General features: G+C 48.6%; 10 protein-coding genes. 8 read left to right on the forward strand and 2 right to left on the reverse strand.

Translation table 11 applies throughout. The features are described from left to right. Positions 1 to 84 precede the first annotated feature (84 nt). Complete coding sequence (gene nadC / locus LRP49_RS13970; RefSeq protein WP_274142918.1) at positions 85 to 990, reverse strand: carboxylating nicotinate-nucleotide diphosphorylase; 906 nt, start codon at positions 988 to 990, stop codon at positions 85 to 87. A gap of 176 nt (positions 991 to 1,166) precedes the next feature. Between nadC and ampD the strand changes: the two genes are divergently transcribed. The 8 genes from ampD to acnB all read left to right on the forward strand — a co-directional run bounded on the left by ampD (position 1,167) and on the right by acnB (position 16,458). Beyond that, the gene (gene ampD, locus LRP49_RS13975) at positions 1,167 to 1,718 is read left to right on the forward strand and encodes a 1,6-anhydro-N-acetylmuramyl-L-alanine amidase AmpD (protein WP_274142919.1); all 552 of its coding nucleotides are present in this window, start codon (positions 1,167 to 1,169) and stop codon (positions 1,716 to 1,718) included. Between the two features lie 316 nt (positions 1,719 to 2,034). Beyond that, the gene (gene pdhR, locus LRP49_RS13980; protein WP_274142920.1) at positions 2,035 to 2,808 is read left to right on the forward strand and encodes a pyruvate dehydrogenase complex transcriptional repressor PdhR; all 774 of its coding nucleotides are present in this window, start codon (positions 2,035 to 2,037) and stop codon (positions 2,806 to 2,808) included. Positions 2,809 to 2,913: 105 nt separating this feature from the next. After that, complete coding sequence (gene aceE, locus LRP49_RS13985; RefSeq protein ID WP_274142921.1) at positions 2,914 to 5,580, forward strand: pyruvate dehydrogenase (acetyl-transferring), homodimeric type; 2,667 nt, start codon at positions 2,914 to 2,916, stop codon at positions 5,578 to 5,580. 12 nt (positions 5,581 to 5,592) lie between these two features. Next, positions 5,593 to 7,500 carry a pyruvate dehydrogenase complex dihydrolipoyllysine-residue acetyltransferase gene (gene aceF / locus LRP49_RS13990; protein ID WP_274142922.1) on the forward strand — a complete coding sequence of 636 codons (1,908 nt, stop codon included), beginning with the start codon at positions 5,593 to 5,595 and terminating at the stop codon, positions 7,498 to 7,500. A gap of 218 nt (positions 7,501 to 7,718) precedes the next feature. Further along, positions 7,719 to 9,149 (forward strand): dihydrolipoyl dehydrogenase, encoded by a 1,431-nt coding sequence (lpdA, locus tag LRP49_RS13995; protein ID WP_274142923.1) that lies wholly within the window; start codon positions 7,719 to 7,721, stop codon positions 9,147 to 9,149. A 442-nt stretch (positions 9,150 to 9,591) separates the two neighbouring features. After that, positions 9,592 to 11,193: a methyl-accepting chemotaxis protein gene (locus LRP49_RS14000; RefSeq protein WP_274142924.1), complete on the forward strand. Its 1,602-nt coding sequence runs from the start codon at positions 9,592 to 9,594 to the stop codon at positions 11,191 to 11,193. A gap of 173 nt (positions 11,194 to 11,366) precedes the next feature. Continuing rightward, on the forward strand, positions 11,367 to 13,634 hold the full coding sequence (locus LRP49_RS14005; protein WP_274142925.1) for a patatin-like phospholipase family protein: 2,268 nt from the start codon (positions 11,367 to 11,369) through the stop codon (positions 13,632 to 13,634). Between the two features lie 226 nt (positions 13,635 to 13,860). Then, on the forward strand, positions 13,861 to 16,458 hold the full coding sequence (gene acnB, locus LRP49_RS14010; RefSeq protein ID WP_274142926.1) for a bifunctional aconitate hydratase 2/2-methylisocitrate dehydratase: 2,598 nt from the start codon (positions 13,861 to 13,863) through the stop codon (positions 16,456 to 16,458). Positions 16,459 to 16,520: 62 nt separating this feature from the next. Here acnB and LRP49_RS14015 read toward each other — a convergent pair whose 3' ends face one another. Next, positions 16,521 to 17,654, reverse strand: a complete 1,134-nt coding sequence (locus LRP49_RS14015; RefSeq protein WP_274142927.1) for a glycerate kinase — start codon at positions 17,652 to 17,654, stop codon at positions 16,521 to 16,523. Position 17,655 lies beyond the last annotated feature (1 nt).

Consider the following 17,655-nt stretch of genomic DNA (forward strand, 5'->3'; position numbering starts at 1 on the left):
ATGAAGAGAACGTATTGAAGTGTGATTGAAAGACGATAATGCAGGCGTATTGCCTGCATTATCAATAATTTACGCCTCTTTCCGTTATTTGAAACGCATGGAGAGATCCATGGCGGAGATGTGTTTTGTTAGTGCGCCGACAGAAATGTAGTCGACACCTGTTTCGGCATAATCGCGAATTGTGTCTAGCGTCACGTTACCTGACACTTCAAGGGCAATACGGCCTCGGTTGAGTGCTACCGCTTCTCGCATCATATCGGTCGTGAAGTTGTCCAGCATGACGATGTCGGCACCTGCATCAATGGCTTGTTGTAATTCGTCCAGCGATTCAGTTTCCACTTCTACAGGTTTACCTGGGTTTAGCCTTTTCGCCGTTTCAACCGCTTGCTGAATGCCACCACAGGCAATGATGTGGTTTTCTTTAATCAAATACGCGTCATAAACGCCAATACGATGGTTACAACCGCCGCCGCAGGCTACCGCGTATTTTAGGGCATTACGCAAACCTGGAATGGTTTTGCGGGTATCGAGCAGGCGAGTTGTCGTTCCGCCCAATTTTTCTGCGTAGCGTGCCGTTTCGGTCGCGCAGCCGGAAAGCGTCTGAATAAAATTCATCGCATTGCGTTCGCCGGTAAGCAAAAGACGAGCTGGGCCTTCTAGCTCACACAGCACCTGATTGGGTTCGACCTTATCACCGTCTTCCACCATCCAGCGAATGGTCACTTCACCGCCCAGTTGACGAAAGACTTCGTCGGCAAATGCTCTGCCGCAGAACACACCGTGCTCTCGGGTAATAATGGTGGCAGATGCATAGGTGAAAGCGGGGATTAAGCTTGCGGTGATATCTTGAGTGGCATCTAAGGTGCCGCCCAAGTCTTCTTTCAAGGTATCAACAACGCAGCGAACAATGTCGTCTTTAAGCATTTCTTTCAGGTTTGCCAGCCGCGTTTGGCTGTCGTGAACGCGCTGTGCGCTCGTGAATTCTGACATGGTGGTTCCGTCACTGATAAAACAAACAATCAAACAGGGCAGTCCTGCCTACTTATGGCAGCAAGTGTACATGTGAGAACGACAGATTGCGAGATGAGCAAAGGTGTACTTTTTGTGTGGGGTTTTGGTGTAAATGCGGTAAACTGTTGTTTTCTTGATGCTCAAAGGCATTGTGCATGTTAACTATCAGTAATCATATTCTTGAATCGGCCGTTTACCTCCCTTCTCCCCACTTTAACGAACGTCCCGATCCACAAGATGTGTCTTTGCTGGTTGTGCACAATATTAGTTTGCCTCCCAGTCAGTTTGGGGGACCGTACATTGAGCAGTTCTTTCAAGGAAATCTCACCAGTAAAGACCATCCGTATTTCGACGAAATTCGTCATTTAGAGGTATCAGCCCATTGTTTGATCAAACGAGACGGCAGTGTGGTGCAGTTTGTTCCTTTTGATAAACGCGCGTGGCACGCCGGTGTTTCGTGTTTTGAAGGTCGAGAACAGTGCAATGACTACTCGATAGGCATTGAGCTGGAAGGGACAGATGATTTGCCCTACACCGATGCACAATACCGAATGCTGACCTCAGTAACAGACGCTTTGCTTCACCAGTATCCGAATTTGACAGAATCTCGTATTACAGGTCATGAGCACATTGCGCCCGGAAGAAAGACAGACCCAGGATTGTCATTTAACTGGCAACGTTATCTGCACGCATTGCACGATAAATAAAGGTGACGATTTTTTGCGGCTTATCTTGTAAACGAGCATTGCCAATTTCCGACATGAAGTGAAACGGTCTTGAGAATTTGCGCGTCTTTTCATCGAAAAGAGCAAACAAATTGGTCATACCATTGGGAGATGATTGATTATTTTACAAACGACATCTACTTGTAATTTCTATGACTTAAATCAAGTTTAGTGTGGACAATTACGACACATTCTGGTAACTTTTTATGTGTTTGGTAATTGGTCTTACCAATTTACAAGGCCGATAGAGTGGGATAAGACGCGCAGGATTTCCGGCGCCAGAAAATAAAGAAGAACGATGGCTATACAACGGATTCGTCAACCCAAACTGTCAGATGTTATTGAGAAAGAGCTTGAAAGCCTAATTCTGGAAGGCACATTGTCACCGGGGCAGAAATTGCCGCCGGAGCGCGAATTGGCGCAGCAATTTGATGTCTCCCGTCCTTCTATTCGTGAAGCAATTCAGCGATTAGAAGCAAAAAAACTACTCACTCGAAAACAAGGTGGCGGCACCTTTGTCAGCGAACGCTTGTGGCAGCGTTTTTCTGAACCTTTGATTGAGTTGTTGGCCGAGCACCCAGAATCTCAACTCGATTTATTAGAATCTCGACATGCACTGGAAGGTATTTCAGCCTATTTTGCTGCATTGCGGGGAACAGAAGAAGATTTGAACCGAGTGTGTCAGTGCCACGATCACATCCGGGAAGCTCAGCAACTTGGCGATTTAAAAGCCGAAGCCGCTGCCGTCATGCAATACCTGATTGCCGTTACTGAGGCATCACATAACGTGGTATTGCTGCATATCGTACGCAGTCTGGCTCCATTGCTAGAGCAAAACATTTTACAAAACTTTGAGTTACTGAATCGTCGTAAAGATGTCGTCGATAAGGTAACCAGACACAGAGCCAATATTGTTCAAGCGATTACTGCTGGGGAACCTGAAAAGGCCCGACAGGCATCACACGCGCATTTGGCTTTTATAGAGGAAACCCTGCTGGATCTGGGCAGAGAAGAAAGCCGACGTGAGCGCTCGCTTCGCCGGATACAGCAACGCAAGGACGAGTTGGAATAACGCTTCCTGACAGTTCAATTAAGTATTAGAGCTGTCAGGATGCGTTTTTTTCAGCTGCGACAACATTAGTTTTGTACGAGTCAATCAACGAAAGGATAGATCGCCATGTCTGAAGTCATGAAAAATGACGTGGACGCACTTGAGACCCAAGAGTGGTTAGAAGCTCTTGCATCAGTCGTTCGTGAAGAAGGTGTAGAACGTGCCCAATTCCTACTAGAACAAGTTATGGAAAAGGCGCGCCTTGATGGTGTTGATATGCCAACAGGCGTCACCACCAACTATGTGAATACCATCCCTGCGGATAAAGAACCAGCATATCCAGGTGACGTAAACCTGGAACGTCGTATTCGTTCTATCATTCGTTGGAACGCGATCATGATCGTGTTGCGCGCATCTAAGAAAGACCTAGACCTGGGTGGCCACATGGCGTCATACCAGTCTGCTTCTGCTTTCTACGAAGTGTGCTTTAACCATTTCTTCCGTGCACCTAATGAGGTGGACGGTGGTGACTTGGTTTACTACCAAGGTCACATCTCTCCAGGTATCTACTCGCGTGCGTTCGTTGAAGGCCGCCTGACAGAAGAGCAGTTGGATAACTTCCGCCAAGAAGTAGACGGTAAAGGTATCCCTTCATACCCACACCCTAAACTGATGCCTGAATTCTGGCAGTTCCCGACCGTTTCAATGGGTCTGGGTCCAATCTCTGCTATCTACCAAGCTCGCTTCCTGAAATACCTGGAAGGTCGTGGCCTGAAAGAAACCAATGCGCAGCGCGTATACGCTTTCTTGGGTGACGGTGAGATGGATGAGCCAGAATCACGCGGCGCGATCTCTTTCGCTGCTCGTGAAAAACTGGGCAACCTATGCTTCCTGATCAACTGTAACCTTCAGCGCCTAGACGGCCCAGTAATGGGTAACGGCAAGATCATCCAAGAGCTGGAAGGTCTGTTTAAAGGTGCTGGCTGGAACGTAGTGAAAGTAGTTTGGGGTAGCGGCTGGGATAAACTTCTGGCAAAAGATACCACAGGTAAACTGCTTCAACTGATGAACGAAACCATCGACGGTGACTACCAGACGTTTAAGTCGAAAGATGGTGCTTACGTTCGTGAAAACTTCTTCGGTAAATACCCAGAGACTGCAGCACTGGTTGCTGACATGACTGACGAAGAAATCTTCGCGCTGAAGCGTGGTGGTCATGAGCCATCGAAGCTATTCGCAGCATTTAAAGCGGCACAAGAAACCACAGATCGTCCAACCGTTATCCTAGCGAAAACCGTTAAAGGTTACGGCATGGGTGAAGCGGCAGAAGGCAAGAACATTGCGCACGGCGTGAAGAAAATGGACATGACCCATGTTCAACATCTTCGTGACCGCCTTGGCTTGCAAGATCTGATTTCTGACGAAGACATGAAAACTCTGCCTTACCTGAAATTGGAAGAAGGCACAGCAGAATACGAATACATGCATGCGCGTCGTAACGCGTTGCACGGTTACACGCCTAAGCGTCTGCCTAAGTTCACTCAAGAGTTCAACGTGCCTGCGCTAGATGCGTTTGAACCACTGCTGGGTGAGCAAAAGCGTGAAATCTCTACCACCATGGCTTACGTACGTGCGCTGAATATTCTTCTGAAAGATAAAGGCATCGGTAAAAACGTTGTGCCAATTATCTGTGACGAAGCGCGTACATTCGGTATGGAAGGTCTGTTCCGTCAAGTGGGTATTTACAACCCGCATGGTCAGGAATACACCCCTGAAGACCGTGGTGTTGTTTCTTACTACAAAGAAGCAACGTCAGGTCAGGTTCTGCAAGAAGGTATCAATGAACTAGGCTCAATGGCTTCTTGGGTTGCAGCTGCAACCTCATACAGCACCAACGATCTACCGATGATCCCGTTCTACATCTACTACTCAATGTTCGGTTTCCAACGTATTGGCGACATGGCATGGCTAGCAGGTGACCAACAAGCGCGTGGCTTCTTGCTGGGTGCAACAGCAGGTCGTACTACCCTGAACGGTGAAGGTCTACAGCACGAAGATGGTCACTCGCACATCATGGCGGGTACTATTCCTAACTGTGTTTCTTACGATCCAACCTTTGCGTACGAGCTTGCAGTTATCATGCAAGACGGTATTCGTCGCATGTACGGTCCAGAACAAGAAAACGTGTTCTACTACCTGACCGTTATGAACGAAAACTACGCGATGCCAGCAATGCCAGAAGGTGCTGAAGAAGGCATCCGTAAAGGTATTTACAAGCTGGAATCTTACGCAGGTGACAAGTCTAAAGTTCAGCTGATGAGCTCTGGTACTATCATGAACGAAGTACGCAAAGCAGCACAGATTCTGAGCGAAGAGTACGGCGTGGCATCTGACGTCTACTCAGTGACGTCTTTCAACGAACTGACTCGCGATGGTCAGGACGCTGAGCGTTACAACATGCTGCACCCAGAAGCAGAGCAAAAAGTGCCTTACATCACTACTCTGATGGGTTCTGAGCCTGCAATTGCTGCAACTGACTACATGAAGAACTACGCAGAGCAAGTGCGTGCATTCATGCCTTCAGAATCTTACAAAGTACTGGGTACAGATGGCTTCGGTCGTTCTGACAGCCGTGCGAACCTGCGCCGTCACTTCGAAGTGAATGCAGGCTACGTTGTTGTTGCTGCACTGAACGAGCTAGCAAATCGTGGTGATATCGAGAAATCAGTGGTTGCTCAAGCCATTGCTAAGTTCGACATCGACGCTGACAAGACAAACCCGCTATACGCGTAAGAGGCAATTAAAATGGCAATCGAAATTAACGTACCTGACATCGGTGCCGATGAGGTTGAAGTAACTGAGATCCTCGTTAGCGTTGGTGACAAAGTTGAAGAAGATCAGTCGCTGATCACCGTTGAAGGTGACAAGGCGTCGATGGAAGTACCTGCATCACAGGCTGGTATCGTAAAAGAAATCAAAATCGCGGAAGGCGACAAGGTTTCTACCGGTTCTCTGATCATGATTTTCGAAGCCGAGGGTGCAGCGCAAGCTGCACCTGCTCCTGCAGCAGAAGCAGCTCCAGTAGCAGCTCCAGCTCCAGCAGCGGCATCTGAACTGAAAGAAGTTCACGTTCCAGATATCGGTGGTGACGAAGTAGAAGTTACTGAAATCATGGTAGCGGTTGGCGACAGCATTGAAGAAGAGCAATCTCTTCTTACCGTTGAAGGCGACAAAGCATCAATGGAAGTACCAGCACCTTTCGCGGGTGTTCTGAAAGAAATCAAAGTAGCAGCAGGCGACAAAGTGTCTACTGGTTCTCTGATCATGGTATTTGAAATTGCAGGTTCTGGCGCAGCTCCAGTTGCAGCAGCTCCAGCGGCTGAAGCACCCGTTGCGGCACCAGCAGCATCTGCAATGAAAGAAGTACATGTGCCAGATATCGGCGGCGACGAAGTCGAAGTTACCGAAATCATGGTAGCGGTTGGCGACAGCATTGAAGAAGAGCAGTCACTGATCACTGTTGAAGGTGACAAGGCTTCTATGGAAGTTCCAGCACCGTTCGCAGGCGTACTGAAAGAAATCAAAGTAGCAGCAGGCGACAAAGTGTCTACTGGTTCTCTGATCATGGTGTTCGAAGTGGCGGGCGCAGCACCGGCTCCTGCAGCGGCAGCTCCAGTTGCATCTGCTCCAGCAGCGGCTCCAGCACCTGCGGCAGCTCCAGCAGCTCCAGCAGCACAAGCAGCTCCGGCGGCATCGGGTGATTTCGTTGAGAACGACGAATACTCACACGCCTCTCCAGTTGTTCGTCGTTTGGCGCGCGAGTTTGGCGTTAATCTGTCGAAGGTTAAAGGTTCGGGTCGTAAGAGCCGTATCCTGAAAGAAGACGTTCAGAACTACGTTAAAGAAGCTCTGAAGCGTCTGGAATCAGGTGCAGCAGCATCTGCTTCTGGCAAAGGCGACGGCGCAGCACTGGGTCTTCTGCCATGGCCGAAAGTTGATTTCAGCAAGTTCGGTGAAACTGAGGTTCAACCTCTTTCTCGCATCAAGAAGATTTCTGGCGCGAACCTGCACCGTAACTGGGTAATGATCCCGCATGTGACTCAGTGGGATAACGCTGACATCACTGAGCTGGAAGCATTCCGTAAAGAGCAGAACGCGATCGAAGCGAAGCGTGACACTGGCATGAAGATCACCCCATTGGTGTTCATCATGAAAGCTGTTGCTAAAGCCCTTGAAGCGTTCCCAACGTTCAACTCTTCGCTGTCAGACGACGGTGAGAGCCTGATCCTGAAGAAATTCGTTAACGTTGGTATTGCGGTAGACACGCCAAATGGTCTGGTTGTTCCTGTCTTCAAAGACGTGAACAAAAAAGGCATTTACGAGCTGTCAGCTGAGCTGATGGAAGTGTCTAAGAAAGCGCGTGGCGGTAAACTGACTGCTGCTGATATGCAGGGCGGCTGCTTTACTATCTCAAGCCTGGGTGGCATCGGTGGTACTGCATTCACACCAATCGTGAATGCACCTGAAGTTGCGATTCTGGGTGTGTCTAAGTCTGAAATGAAGCCAGTGTGGAACGGTAAAGAATTCGCTCCTCGTCTGCAGCTTCCTCTGTCACTGTCATACGATCACCGCGTGATCGACGGTGCAGATGGTGCACGCTTCATTACTTACCTGAACGAGTGTCTGTCGGACATTCGCCGTCTGGTACTGTAAGACAACACCTGATCCGCACCTGTCTGCATAAGGCGGGTGCGGATTTGATGTATAGCTCACAGGCTATGGGTTTTTATTTTTCAGCTTGTTAACACGGCTGTAAAATGTTGGCCAAATAAGTGTCGTTCACGAAAACGCACTTGTCGTGAAACAAAACGCATCCAACATAAAAAGAATCTCTTAGCCTGTCAGGGATATAAGACTACAACGAGGTCAGAATGAGTAAAGAAATTAAAACCCAAGTCGTGGTGCTGGGTTCAGGTCCTGCTGGTTATTCAGCCGCATTCCGTTGCGCGGACTTGGGTCTGGAAACTGTTCTGGTAGAAAAGTACAGCACCTTAGGTGGTGTGTGCCTGAACGTGGGTTGTATTCCATCTAAAGCCCTGCTGCACGTAGCAAAAGTTATTGAAGAAGCCAAAGCGATGGCTGAGCACGGTGTTGTTTTTGGTGAGCCAACAACAGACATCAACAAAATTCGCCTTTGGAAAGATAAAGTTGTTACCCAACTGACTGGCGGTCTTGGCGGCATGGCCAAGATGCGTAAAGTTAACGTGGTTAACGGCTACGGTAAATTTACCGGCCCTAACACTATCGTTGTTGAAGGTGCTGATGGTGCAACCACCATTAACTTTGACAACGCGATCATCGCTGCGGGTTCACGCCCAATCGAGTTGCCGTTTATCCCACATGAAGACCCACGTATTTGGGACTCAACTGACGCACTGGAACTGAAAGAAGTTCCAGAGAAGCTGTTGGTTATGGGTGGCGGCATCATCGGCCTAGAAATGGGTACCGTATACGATGCGCTGGGTTCTCAAATTGACGTGGTTGAAATGTTCGACCAAGTTATCCCAGCAGCAGACAAAGACATCGTTAAAGTCTTCACTAAGCGTATCAGCAAGAAGTTTAACTTGATGCTGGAAACCAAAGTAACTGCGGTTGAAGCGAAAGAAGACGGCATCTACGTAACAATGGAAGGCAAGAAAGCACCTGCTGAGCCTACGCGTTACGATGCAGTGCTGGTGGCTATCGGCCGTGTACCAAATGGTAAACTTCTGGATGCAGAAAAAGCGGGTATCGAAGTTGATGAGCGTGGCTTTATCAACGTTGATAAACAACTGCGTACCAATGTTGCTCACATTCATGCGATCGGTGACGTTGTTGGTCAACCGATGCTTGCGCACAAAGGTGTGCATGAAGGTCACGTAGCAGCAGAAGTTATTGCCGGTAAGAAGCACTACTTCGATCCTAAAGTTATTCCTTCAATTGCTTACACTGAGCCAGAAGTTGCTTGGGTTGGTAAGACAGAGAAAGAAGCGAAAGCGGAAGGTATCAACTACGAAGTTGCGACGTTCCCATGGGCGGCTTCTGGTCGTGCAATCGCCTCTGACTGTTCAGATGGTATGACCAAGATGATCTTCGACAAAGACACGCACCGTGTAATCGGTGGTGCAGTTGTGGGTACTAACGGTGGTGAACTGTTGGGCGAAATCGGTCTGGCTATCGAGATGGGCTGTGATGCAGAAGACATCGCATTGACCATCCACGCACACCCAACTCTGCATGAGTCTGTCGGTCTGGCTGCGGAAGTGTTTGAAGGCTCAATCACTGACCTACCAAATGCAAAAGCAGTGAAAAAGAAGAAGTAATTTCTGATTTTTGACCGAGAAAAGCACCTCTATTGAGGTGCTTTTTTTATGCCTGTCGTCTTCGCAAAACGGTGCAGGCTTTGGTTTTCTATCTTGGCTTGCGTCAAGAATTGGAATTAAGCGCAAACTTTTCATGTAACTTCTACCAAACGCTCTTCGTTTTTAATGCGAAGTCATACTTTCTCTAAATTATGTTTTTTATCAATGAGCTAGTGCATTACTATTTCGTTGCTGAGCATAGGGCTATAAGTGATTGTTTTCTTGTTGTAAGTCCTGCAACAATGCGGTTATTTGTTGCTTCCAATTTACCTACACTTACCTACCCATGACAGTTCGGTCACTTTCTTAGCCGCGAAAACCACCTTTGACTTTCTTTTTTGTTTCGCCTGCTGAGGGATTTATGCACGTTTTAAATCAACTTTCATTTCGTACGAAGCTTTTTATGCCCGTGACGTTTGTTAGTGTTGTTTTCATTGCTGTTTTGGTGATGTCTTACCAGACGTTTGGGCGTCAGGTTGCTTTAAATAACGATCTAAGTCTTAAACTTCAACCGACGTTTGAGAGCGTGGAAGATGCTTACAGAGATTTATACCAAGTATTAGGTAGCTTGGAAGGAATGTTAGCGAAAGGCATTTCTCCTGAGGTTGTCAAAGCGCAACAATTTGAGTTTGATGACAATGCCCCAAAGGCCTTGCCGCGTCTTCAAAAATTCCAAGGGTTGATTGATGAGGGATTGGTTGACTCATCGTTGCAGCAAACGCTGGATACCTTGACTGCTCGCACTCAAGCTTGGGTTTCAAGTATAGAGCCCTTGATTCGTAACCCCGACGATGCACAAGCAAACTATCGCAGTCAGCAAGACGATATTGCCGAAAATTTCGAGCACATTCGCGACGAAATCAAAGTCCTTGAAAAGGCGATTGCCAAAGCCTCGGAACAAGTATCACACGAGATTCAGTCTTCGACTCTGTTTGTAGAGCGCATTATTCTTGGTGGAACACTGGCAGCGGTATTACTTGCTGTGCTTGGTAGTGTGGCGTTGGCTCGCATGCTGCTTAAGCCTCTAAGAGAAATGGGAACGGCACTAGAGAATATTGCGTCAGGGGACGGTGACCTGACACAACGCCTGAATGTCTATAGCCAAGATGAAGTCGGTCAGTTGGGCACGTCATTCAATCTGTTTGTAGAAAAAATTCAAAAGAGTATTCAAGAAGTGGTTGATGCTTCCAACCACTTACATAAACAAACAAGTCAGATAGAAAAAGCGATCCGCAGTAGCGTGAACCAAACAGAAAGCCAACAGCGAGAAAGTGACATGATTGCGGCTGCTGTGCAGGAGATGAGCGCAAGTAGCATGCAGATCAGTCAAAATGCTACCGATGCTGCAGACGCCACGCAGACCGCGACTCAGGAGATTGTGGCTGCGCAAGACAGTGTGGCAAGCACAGTTGGCGCAATGGCAGAGCTTAGAAATACGATCGACGAGTCTCAGCAGATGATCACGGCACTGAACAATGATGTTGACCGTATTGCATCAATTATTGATGTTATTCGTGGTATCGCAGAGCAAACTAACCTACTGGCTTTAAATGCCGCTATTGAAGCAGCGCGCGCTGGCGAGCAGGGGCGTGGATTTGCTGTGGTTGCTGATGAAGTCCGCATGTTGGCAAATAAAACCCAGCAGAGCACGGAAGAAATTCGCGACATGATTGAACGATTAGAAGCGGGTACGAAGAATGCCGTTTCTTCGATGGATAAAAGCAGTGATGCGAGCAATGCGACCGTTTCTCGCGTTCAACAAACGTCAGAGTATCTCGATGCGGTGTCGCATATGGTCATGACAATCAACGACCAAAACAGCCAAGTTGCGGCTGCGTCTGCACAGCAGAAAGTTGTCTCGGAAGATGTTAACCGCAATATTCATGGCATTGTGGAAAATGGCAAGTCGGTGCACAAACATCTGAGTGATGTGGAATTGATTTGTCGCGAGTTAGCGCAGAAAAGTCGGCAGCTTGATGAGGTCGTAAGCGGATTTCGCGTTTAGGGTGCCTGAAACCTCCTACTGACAAAGCACCGTGGAAACACGGTGCTTTTTTATTGAAACAAAACCACTTCTTTCAGGTACGGGGGCCATTTCCTGACCGTAAATTTACCTCTCAATGGTAAGCTGATTATCATATTAAGGTCAGACAGCTTCCATGATTAGGATACGGATCCATGTTTTTCAGGAATTTACGCACTCTCTTTAGGTTCCAATATGTGCTTATAGCAATGCTAGCCAGCACCTTGCCAGCATATGCCCATGAGCATGCAGAGCGGCCAACAGTAGGTTTGGTCCTTGGCGGCGGCGGGGCCAAGGGTGCTGCGCATGTCGGCGTATTGCGTGCATTGGAAGAGATGAAGATTCCGGTCGACTATATCGCGGGTACCAGCATGGGGGCTTACGTTGGTGGCCTTTACGCGCTGGGTATGTCAGCACAAGAAATTGAAGTATTGATGGACCGCATCGATTGGAATGCGGGGTATGTTGATCGTGTTTATCGAGGCGATCGACGGATCCGAGACAAAGAGCATGAGGATCGATACAACCTATCAACCAACCTTGGCTTTGACCTAAAAAGCCTTAAAACACCTCAGGGGATTGTTCAGGGTCAGAATATGATTCGAATTCTCCGAGAATCTACCGGTAATCCACCAGTTTTTACGTCGTTCAATGAGCTGGTTATCCCGTTTCGTGCTGTGGCCACAGACATTGAAAAATTACAGCCTGTCGTGATTGGTGATGGGCAATTAACGGAAGCTATGTTGGCGAGTATGGCGGTGCCGGGCGCATTGCCACCTGTGGAATTGCACGGACGTTATCTTGTGGATGGCGGCCCAGTTAATAACATGCCCGTTGATGTCGCAAAAGCACTGGGTGCCGATATTGTTATCGCGGTTGATATCAGCACAGATTATGCACCTGCTGCTGAGCTTGGTTCATACCTGCAGGTGATGAATCAGCTTGTGAACTTTATGGTACGTAACAGTACCGACGTTCAGATTGGTAACATGTCAGACAGCGATATTTTGCTGACGCCTGATGTTGGCAATATGGAAACAACCGAATTTGATCGCATGCCTGAGGCCTTTGAAAAAGGGTATCAGATCGCTAAGCAAAACAAGACAAAGCTCAGTCAACTCGCATTAAGTTCTGGCGATTATCAGCAATACATTGAGGAAAAGCAGCGTCGTCGCCGTCAAATGTTACATGGCGATATGTTGTCGATTGACCAAATTGTGTTGAACAACGACACCAGCTTTTCTGATGATGTTTTAACCGAAAGGTTGGATCTAAAACTCGGACAAATGAATGCGAAAGAGCTCGAAGAGTCAGTTCGTAACCTTTACGCTCTCGACCGTTTCGAAACCGTGCGTTATCACATAGAGCAAAAGGGTAAAGACAATGTGCTCGTCGTCGATGTGAAGGAAAAAAGTTGGGGACCAAACTTTGTCGATTTCCGGTTTTCGTTGGAAGACAACTTTGAGTCTGATACTAACTTTTCAGCCGGCTTTAGTATTAACTCCACGGGGTTAACTGAAAATGGGGCGGAGCTTAGAACCACGTTTGAGATAGGCACTGACAAGCGCGCGCAAGCTGAACTGTACTTCCCGTTTACCGCAGATCAGCTCTTTTTCGCAGAAGTCTTAGGTGGGTTTGAGGTTCGAGAGCGTCAAGAGTTTTACCGTTCGCCTGAGCCGACACTGGAAGAAGTGGATTTCACCCTTTCTACGCGTTACAGCGAAGTCAGAGGGGATATTGGGATTGGGTGGCAACCAAAACTTTGGAGTGAGTTTAAGCTTGGTTATCGCTATATCAAAGGGGAGGAAGAGTTCTCGGGTGGTCTGGTAGAGCAGGACTACACGCGTGAAATTCCCTATATCAGCATGACATTAGATACGTTGGATAATCGTGTCTTCCCGAATCGCGGCGGGTATCTGCATGCCTCTTTGGGCTACGCCAACGACAAACTTAACGACGGCAGCGTCTCTTCTTCAGAGTCCATGGTTTTTAATTCGGAAGGGATTTATGCGGAGAGTTGGGGGAAACATACCCTTTATGGAAAGGCGAAATATGGCACCATCAATGAGCGTGTGGGCAATGTACTTATCGAACCTCACGAGCTCGGAGGGTTCTTGAATCTTTCTGGTATTGCCAAAGACTCGCTATGGGCAAATAACATTGCATTTGGGGCGGCAGTGTATCGCTATCGATTGTTGGACAACGACTTTGGGATTTTCACCTCCCCTGTCTATTTAGGGGCTTCGTTGGAATATGGTGGAGTGTGGAATAACCCAGATTTTTCGCTTAAAGATGTACCGTTTTACACGGCAGGCAGTATATTTGCTGGGGTAGATTCGCCATTAGGCCCAATGATCATCGCCTATGGTCGTACAGAAAATGATCTCGATTCGTTCTATTTTATAGTCGGGTCCCAATTCTAACGGACTGATTTTTGAGGAGCACAACGTGCTTTCTCAGTACTGAATTGAATGTTTCATTCCATGGCTGGAATTTAATATTTGGTTAAAAAGTGATAACATGTCAGCTTCGTTATGCAGGCGCATAAGAAAGATAGTTAGCCCTACACTTCAGCGCGCGCCTGCCAACCGAGCTTAATTCCAAGGATGTCTGACCGTGACGGCCAGACCGTAATATGAGGAAAATGTCGTGCTTGAAGCCTACCGTAAACACGTCGAAGAACGTGCAGCTCAGGGCATCGTCCCTAAACCATTAGACGCGGAGCAAACCGCGGGCTTGATCGAACTTCTTAAGAACCCACCCGCTGGCGAAGAAGCGGTACTGATCGATCTTCTTGAAAACCGTATTCCACCTGGTGTTGATGAAGCCGCCTATGTTAAAGCGGGCTTTCTGTCTGCAGTTGCAGTTGGCGAGGCAAGCTCTCCGCTGGTTAGCAAAGAAAAAGCGGTAGAACTATTGGGAACGATGCAAGGTGGTTACAACATTGAATCACTGATTGCGCTGCTGGATGATGACGCGCTAGCACCTATCGCAGCAAAAGCACTTTCTCACACACTGCTGATGTTTGATGCTTTCTACGATGTTGAAGAAAAGGCGAAAGCGGGCAACGCGCATGCGAAGCAAGTCATGCAGTCTTGGGCAGATGCAGAATGGTTCCTGTCAAAGCCTAATGTGCCAGAGAAAGTGACACTGACCGTATTTAAAGTCACGGGTGAAACCAACACCGACGACTTGTCACCAGCACCAGATGCGTGGTCGCGTCCTGATATTCCACTGCATGCTCTGGCGATGCTGAAAAACGAGCGTGACGGTATCAACCCTGATCAAGCGGGTGTTGTTGGCCCAATCAAACAAATCGAAGCTCTGCAGGAAAAAGGTCACCAACTGGTTTACGTGGGTGACGTTGTAGGTACGGGTTCTTCTCGTAAATCTGCAACCAACTCTGTGCTGTGGTTCATGGGTGATGACATCCCATTCGTACCGAACAAGCGTGCAGGCGGATTCTGTCTTGGCGGTAAGATTGCGCCTATCTTCTTCAACACGATGGAAGATGCGGGTGCACTGCCAATCGAACTGGACGTTTCCAAGCTGAATATGGGGGACGTGATCGACGTTTATCCGTTCAAAGGCGAAGTGCGCAGCAACGCGACAGACGACGTACTGTCTACCTTCAAACTGAAAACTGACGTGCTGTACGACGAAGTGCGTGCAGGCGGCCGTATCCCTCTGATCATTGGCCGTGGTCTGACTGACCGTGCGCGTGAAGCTCTGGGCCTTGATGCTTCAGATGTGTTCCGTCGCCCACAAGCGGTTGCTGACACGGGCAAAGGATTTACCCTTGGTCAGAAAATGGTAGGTAAAGCATGTGGTGTTGAAGGTATCCGTCCTGGCACTTACTGTGAGCCTAAGATGACCACTGTCGGTTCTCAGGACACCACCGGTCCTATGACCCGTGATGAACTGAAAGACCTTGCGTGTCTTGGTTTCTCTGCCGATTTGACCATGCAGTCTTTCTGTCACACCTCTGCATATCCAAAACCTGTCGATGTAAACACGCACCATACGCTGCCAGATTTCATCATGAACCGTGGCGGTGTGTCTCTGCGCCCAGGTGATGGTGTTATCCACTCATGGCTGAACCGCATGCTGCTGCCTGATACCGTAGGTACTGGTGGTGACTCGCACACCCGTTTCCCTCTGGGTATCTCGTTCCCAGCAGGTTCTGGTCTGGTTGCGTTTGCGGCGGCAACAGGTGTTATGCCTCTGGATATGCCTGAGTCAATTTTGGTTCGCTTCAAAGGTGAAATGCAGCCGGGTATCACGCTGCGTGATCTGGTGCATGCGATCCCTTACTACGCAATCAAGCAAGGTCTGCTGACCGTTGAGAAAGCAGGTAAGATCAATGCATTCTCTGGCCGAATTTTGGAAATCGAAGGTGTTGATCACCTGACAGTTGAGCAGGCGTTCGAGCTGTCTGATGCATCAGCAGAGCGTTCAGCAGCGGGTTGTACTGTGAAGCTGTCGCAAGAGTCGGTTTCTGAGTACCTGTCTTCTAACATCGTGATGTTGAAGTGGATGATCAGTGAGGGTTATGGCGACCGCCGTACCATCGAGCGTCGTATCGCAGCGATGGAAGCATGGTTGGCAAATCCAGAGTTGATGGAAGCAGACAAAGATGCAGAGTATGCAGAAGTGATCGAAATCGATCTGGCTGAGATCAACGAGCCGATTCTGTGTGCGCCGAACGACCCGGATGATGCGCGTTTGCTCTCTGACGTTGCGGGTGACAAGGTTGACGAAGTGTTTATCGGTAGCTGTATGACCAACATTGGTCACTTCCGTGCTGCAGGTAAATTGCTGGATAAGTTCGGCGGCACGCTGGAAACCCGTTTGTGGGTTGCGCCACCGACTAAGATGGACCGTGACCAACTGACCGAAGAAGGTTACTACGGTATCTACGGCCGTGCAGGTGTTCGTATTGAAACGCCAGGGTGTTCGCTGTGTATGGGTAACCAAGCGCGTGTTGCTGACAAAGCAACCGTACTGTCTACCTCAACCCGTAACTTCCCGAACCGCTTGGGTACAGGTGCAAATGTATACTTGTCGTCCGCCGAACTTGCTTCTGTGGGTGCGATTATCGGCCGTATCCCAACGGTTGAAGAGTATCTGGAGTACGCGAAGCAAATCGATGCAACTGCTGCTGATACTTACCGTTACCTGAACTTCCATCGCATGGATCAGTACACCAAGAAAGCGGATGAAGTGATCATTCAAGCCGCTGTTTAACGCTTGAATCATTGATACGAAAAAGCCTCCGAATGCGGAGGCTTTTTGTTTTTGGCTAGGTGCTACAGCTTGATGCTGAGCATTCTCGCAACATTGGCTGCGGTGTTTTCAACGTTCACTGCACCTTCGCGTAGGGCTTCTTCTAACGACACCGAACGTGGCACCACACTGAATACTGCATCGATACCGTGTTCGTGCACGATATCAACATCGTTAGACAAACAACCTGCGATGCCAATCACGGGTAAGTTGAATTGCTTGGCACAACGCGCGACACCTATCGGGGTTTTGCCATGAACAGTTTGGCTGTCCATGCGACCTTCACCTGTGATCACCAGATCGGCATCTTTCAGATGTTCAGATAAGTTCACTGCGTCCATCACGATGTTGATGCCTGGGCGAAGATCTGCATTGAAAATACCCATCAGGGCTGCACCCATACCGCCAGCAGCACCCGCACCTGCGCTGTTTTTAACATCGCGACCCAGCTGTGCACTCATCAAGTCGGCGTAGTGGGACAAGTTTGCGTCTAGCTTCAGGACCATGCTAGGTGTTGCGCCTTTCTGTGGGCCGAAAATCGCAGATGCACCTTTCTCGCCACACAGCGGGTTGTCTACGTCACATGCCACTTCCAGCTTGATGCTTTTCAGGCGTGAATCCATCTCGGAGCAGTCGATGGTGTGCAGGTTTTCCAATGCACCGCCGCCATGACCAATGTCTTTACCTTCTTTATCCAGCAGTTTCACACCCAACGCTTGTGCCATGCCTGCACCACCATCATTGGTAGAGCTGCCGCCGATTCCGACAATCAGGTGCTTCGCGCCGTGCTCGATAGCGGCTTTGATTAGCTCGCCTGTTCCGAAGCTGGTGGTGATTAGCGGGTTTCGTTGTGAAGGAGGAACCAAATGTAAGCCCGATGCCGCGGCCATTTCGATAACAGCGGTTTCGCCGTCACCTAATAGGCCAAAGAAACCTTCTACTGGTGTACCTAAAGGGCCTGTAACCACAACATCGATAATGCGGCCACCTGTTGCATCAACCAACGACTGGACTGTACCTTCGCCGCCATCGGCCATTGGCAGTTTTACGATCTCTGCATCAGGAAGAACACGACGGAAGCCATTTTCAATCGCAACGGCAACATCCATTGCTGACAAACTTTCTTTATAAGAATCTGGGGCAATAACAATTTTCATC

Origin of the sequence: Enterovibrio qingdaonensis, assembly GCF_028683135.1 — a bacterium.
Lineage (GTDB): Bacteria > Pseudomonadota > Gammaproteobacteria > Enterobacterales > Vibrionaceae > Enterovibrio > Enterovibrio qingdaonensis.

Excerpts from the sequence above, each read along its gene's own strand:
- nadC (WP_274142918.1), bottom strand. The coding sequence starts at position 990 with ATGTCAGAATTCACGAGCGCACAGCGCGTTCACGACAGCCAAACGCGG.
- ampD (WP_274142919.1), top strand. The coding sequence starts at position 1,167 with ATGTTAACTATCAGTAATCATATTCTTGAATCGGCCGTTTACCTCCCT.
- pdhR (WP_274142920.1), top strand. The coding sequence starts at position 2,035 with ATGGCTATACAACGGATTCGTCAACCCAAACTGTCAGATGTTATTGAG.
- aceE (WP_274142921.1), top strand. The coding sequence starts at position 2,914 with ATGTCTGAAGTCATGAAAAATGACGTGGACGCACTTGAGACCCAAGAG.
- aceF (WP_274142922.1), top strand. The coding sequence starts at position 5,593 with ATGGCAATCGAAATTAACGTACCTGACATCGGTGCCGATGAGGTTGAA.
- lpdA (WP_274142923.1), top strand. The coding sequence starts at position 7,719 with ATGAGTAAAGAAATTAAAACCCAAGTCGTGGTGCTGGGTTCAGGTCCT.
- LRP49_RS14000 (WP_274142924.1), top strand. The coding sequence starts at position 9,592 with ATGCCCGTGACGTTTGTTAGTGTTGTTTTCATTGCTGTTTTGGTGATG.
- LRP49_RS14005 (WP_274142925.1), top strand. The coding sequence starts at position 11,367 with ATGTTTTTCAGGAATTTACGCACTCTCTTTAGGTTCCAATATGTGCTT.
- LRP49_RS14015 (WP_274142927.1), bottom strand. The coding sequence starts at position 17,654 with ATGAAAATTGTTATTGCCCCAGATTCTTATAAAGAAAGTTTGTCAGCA.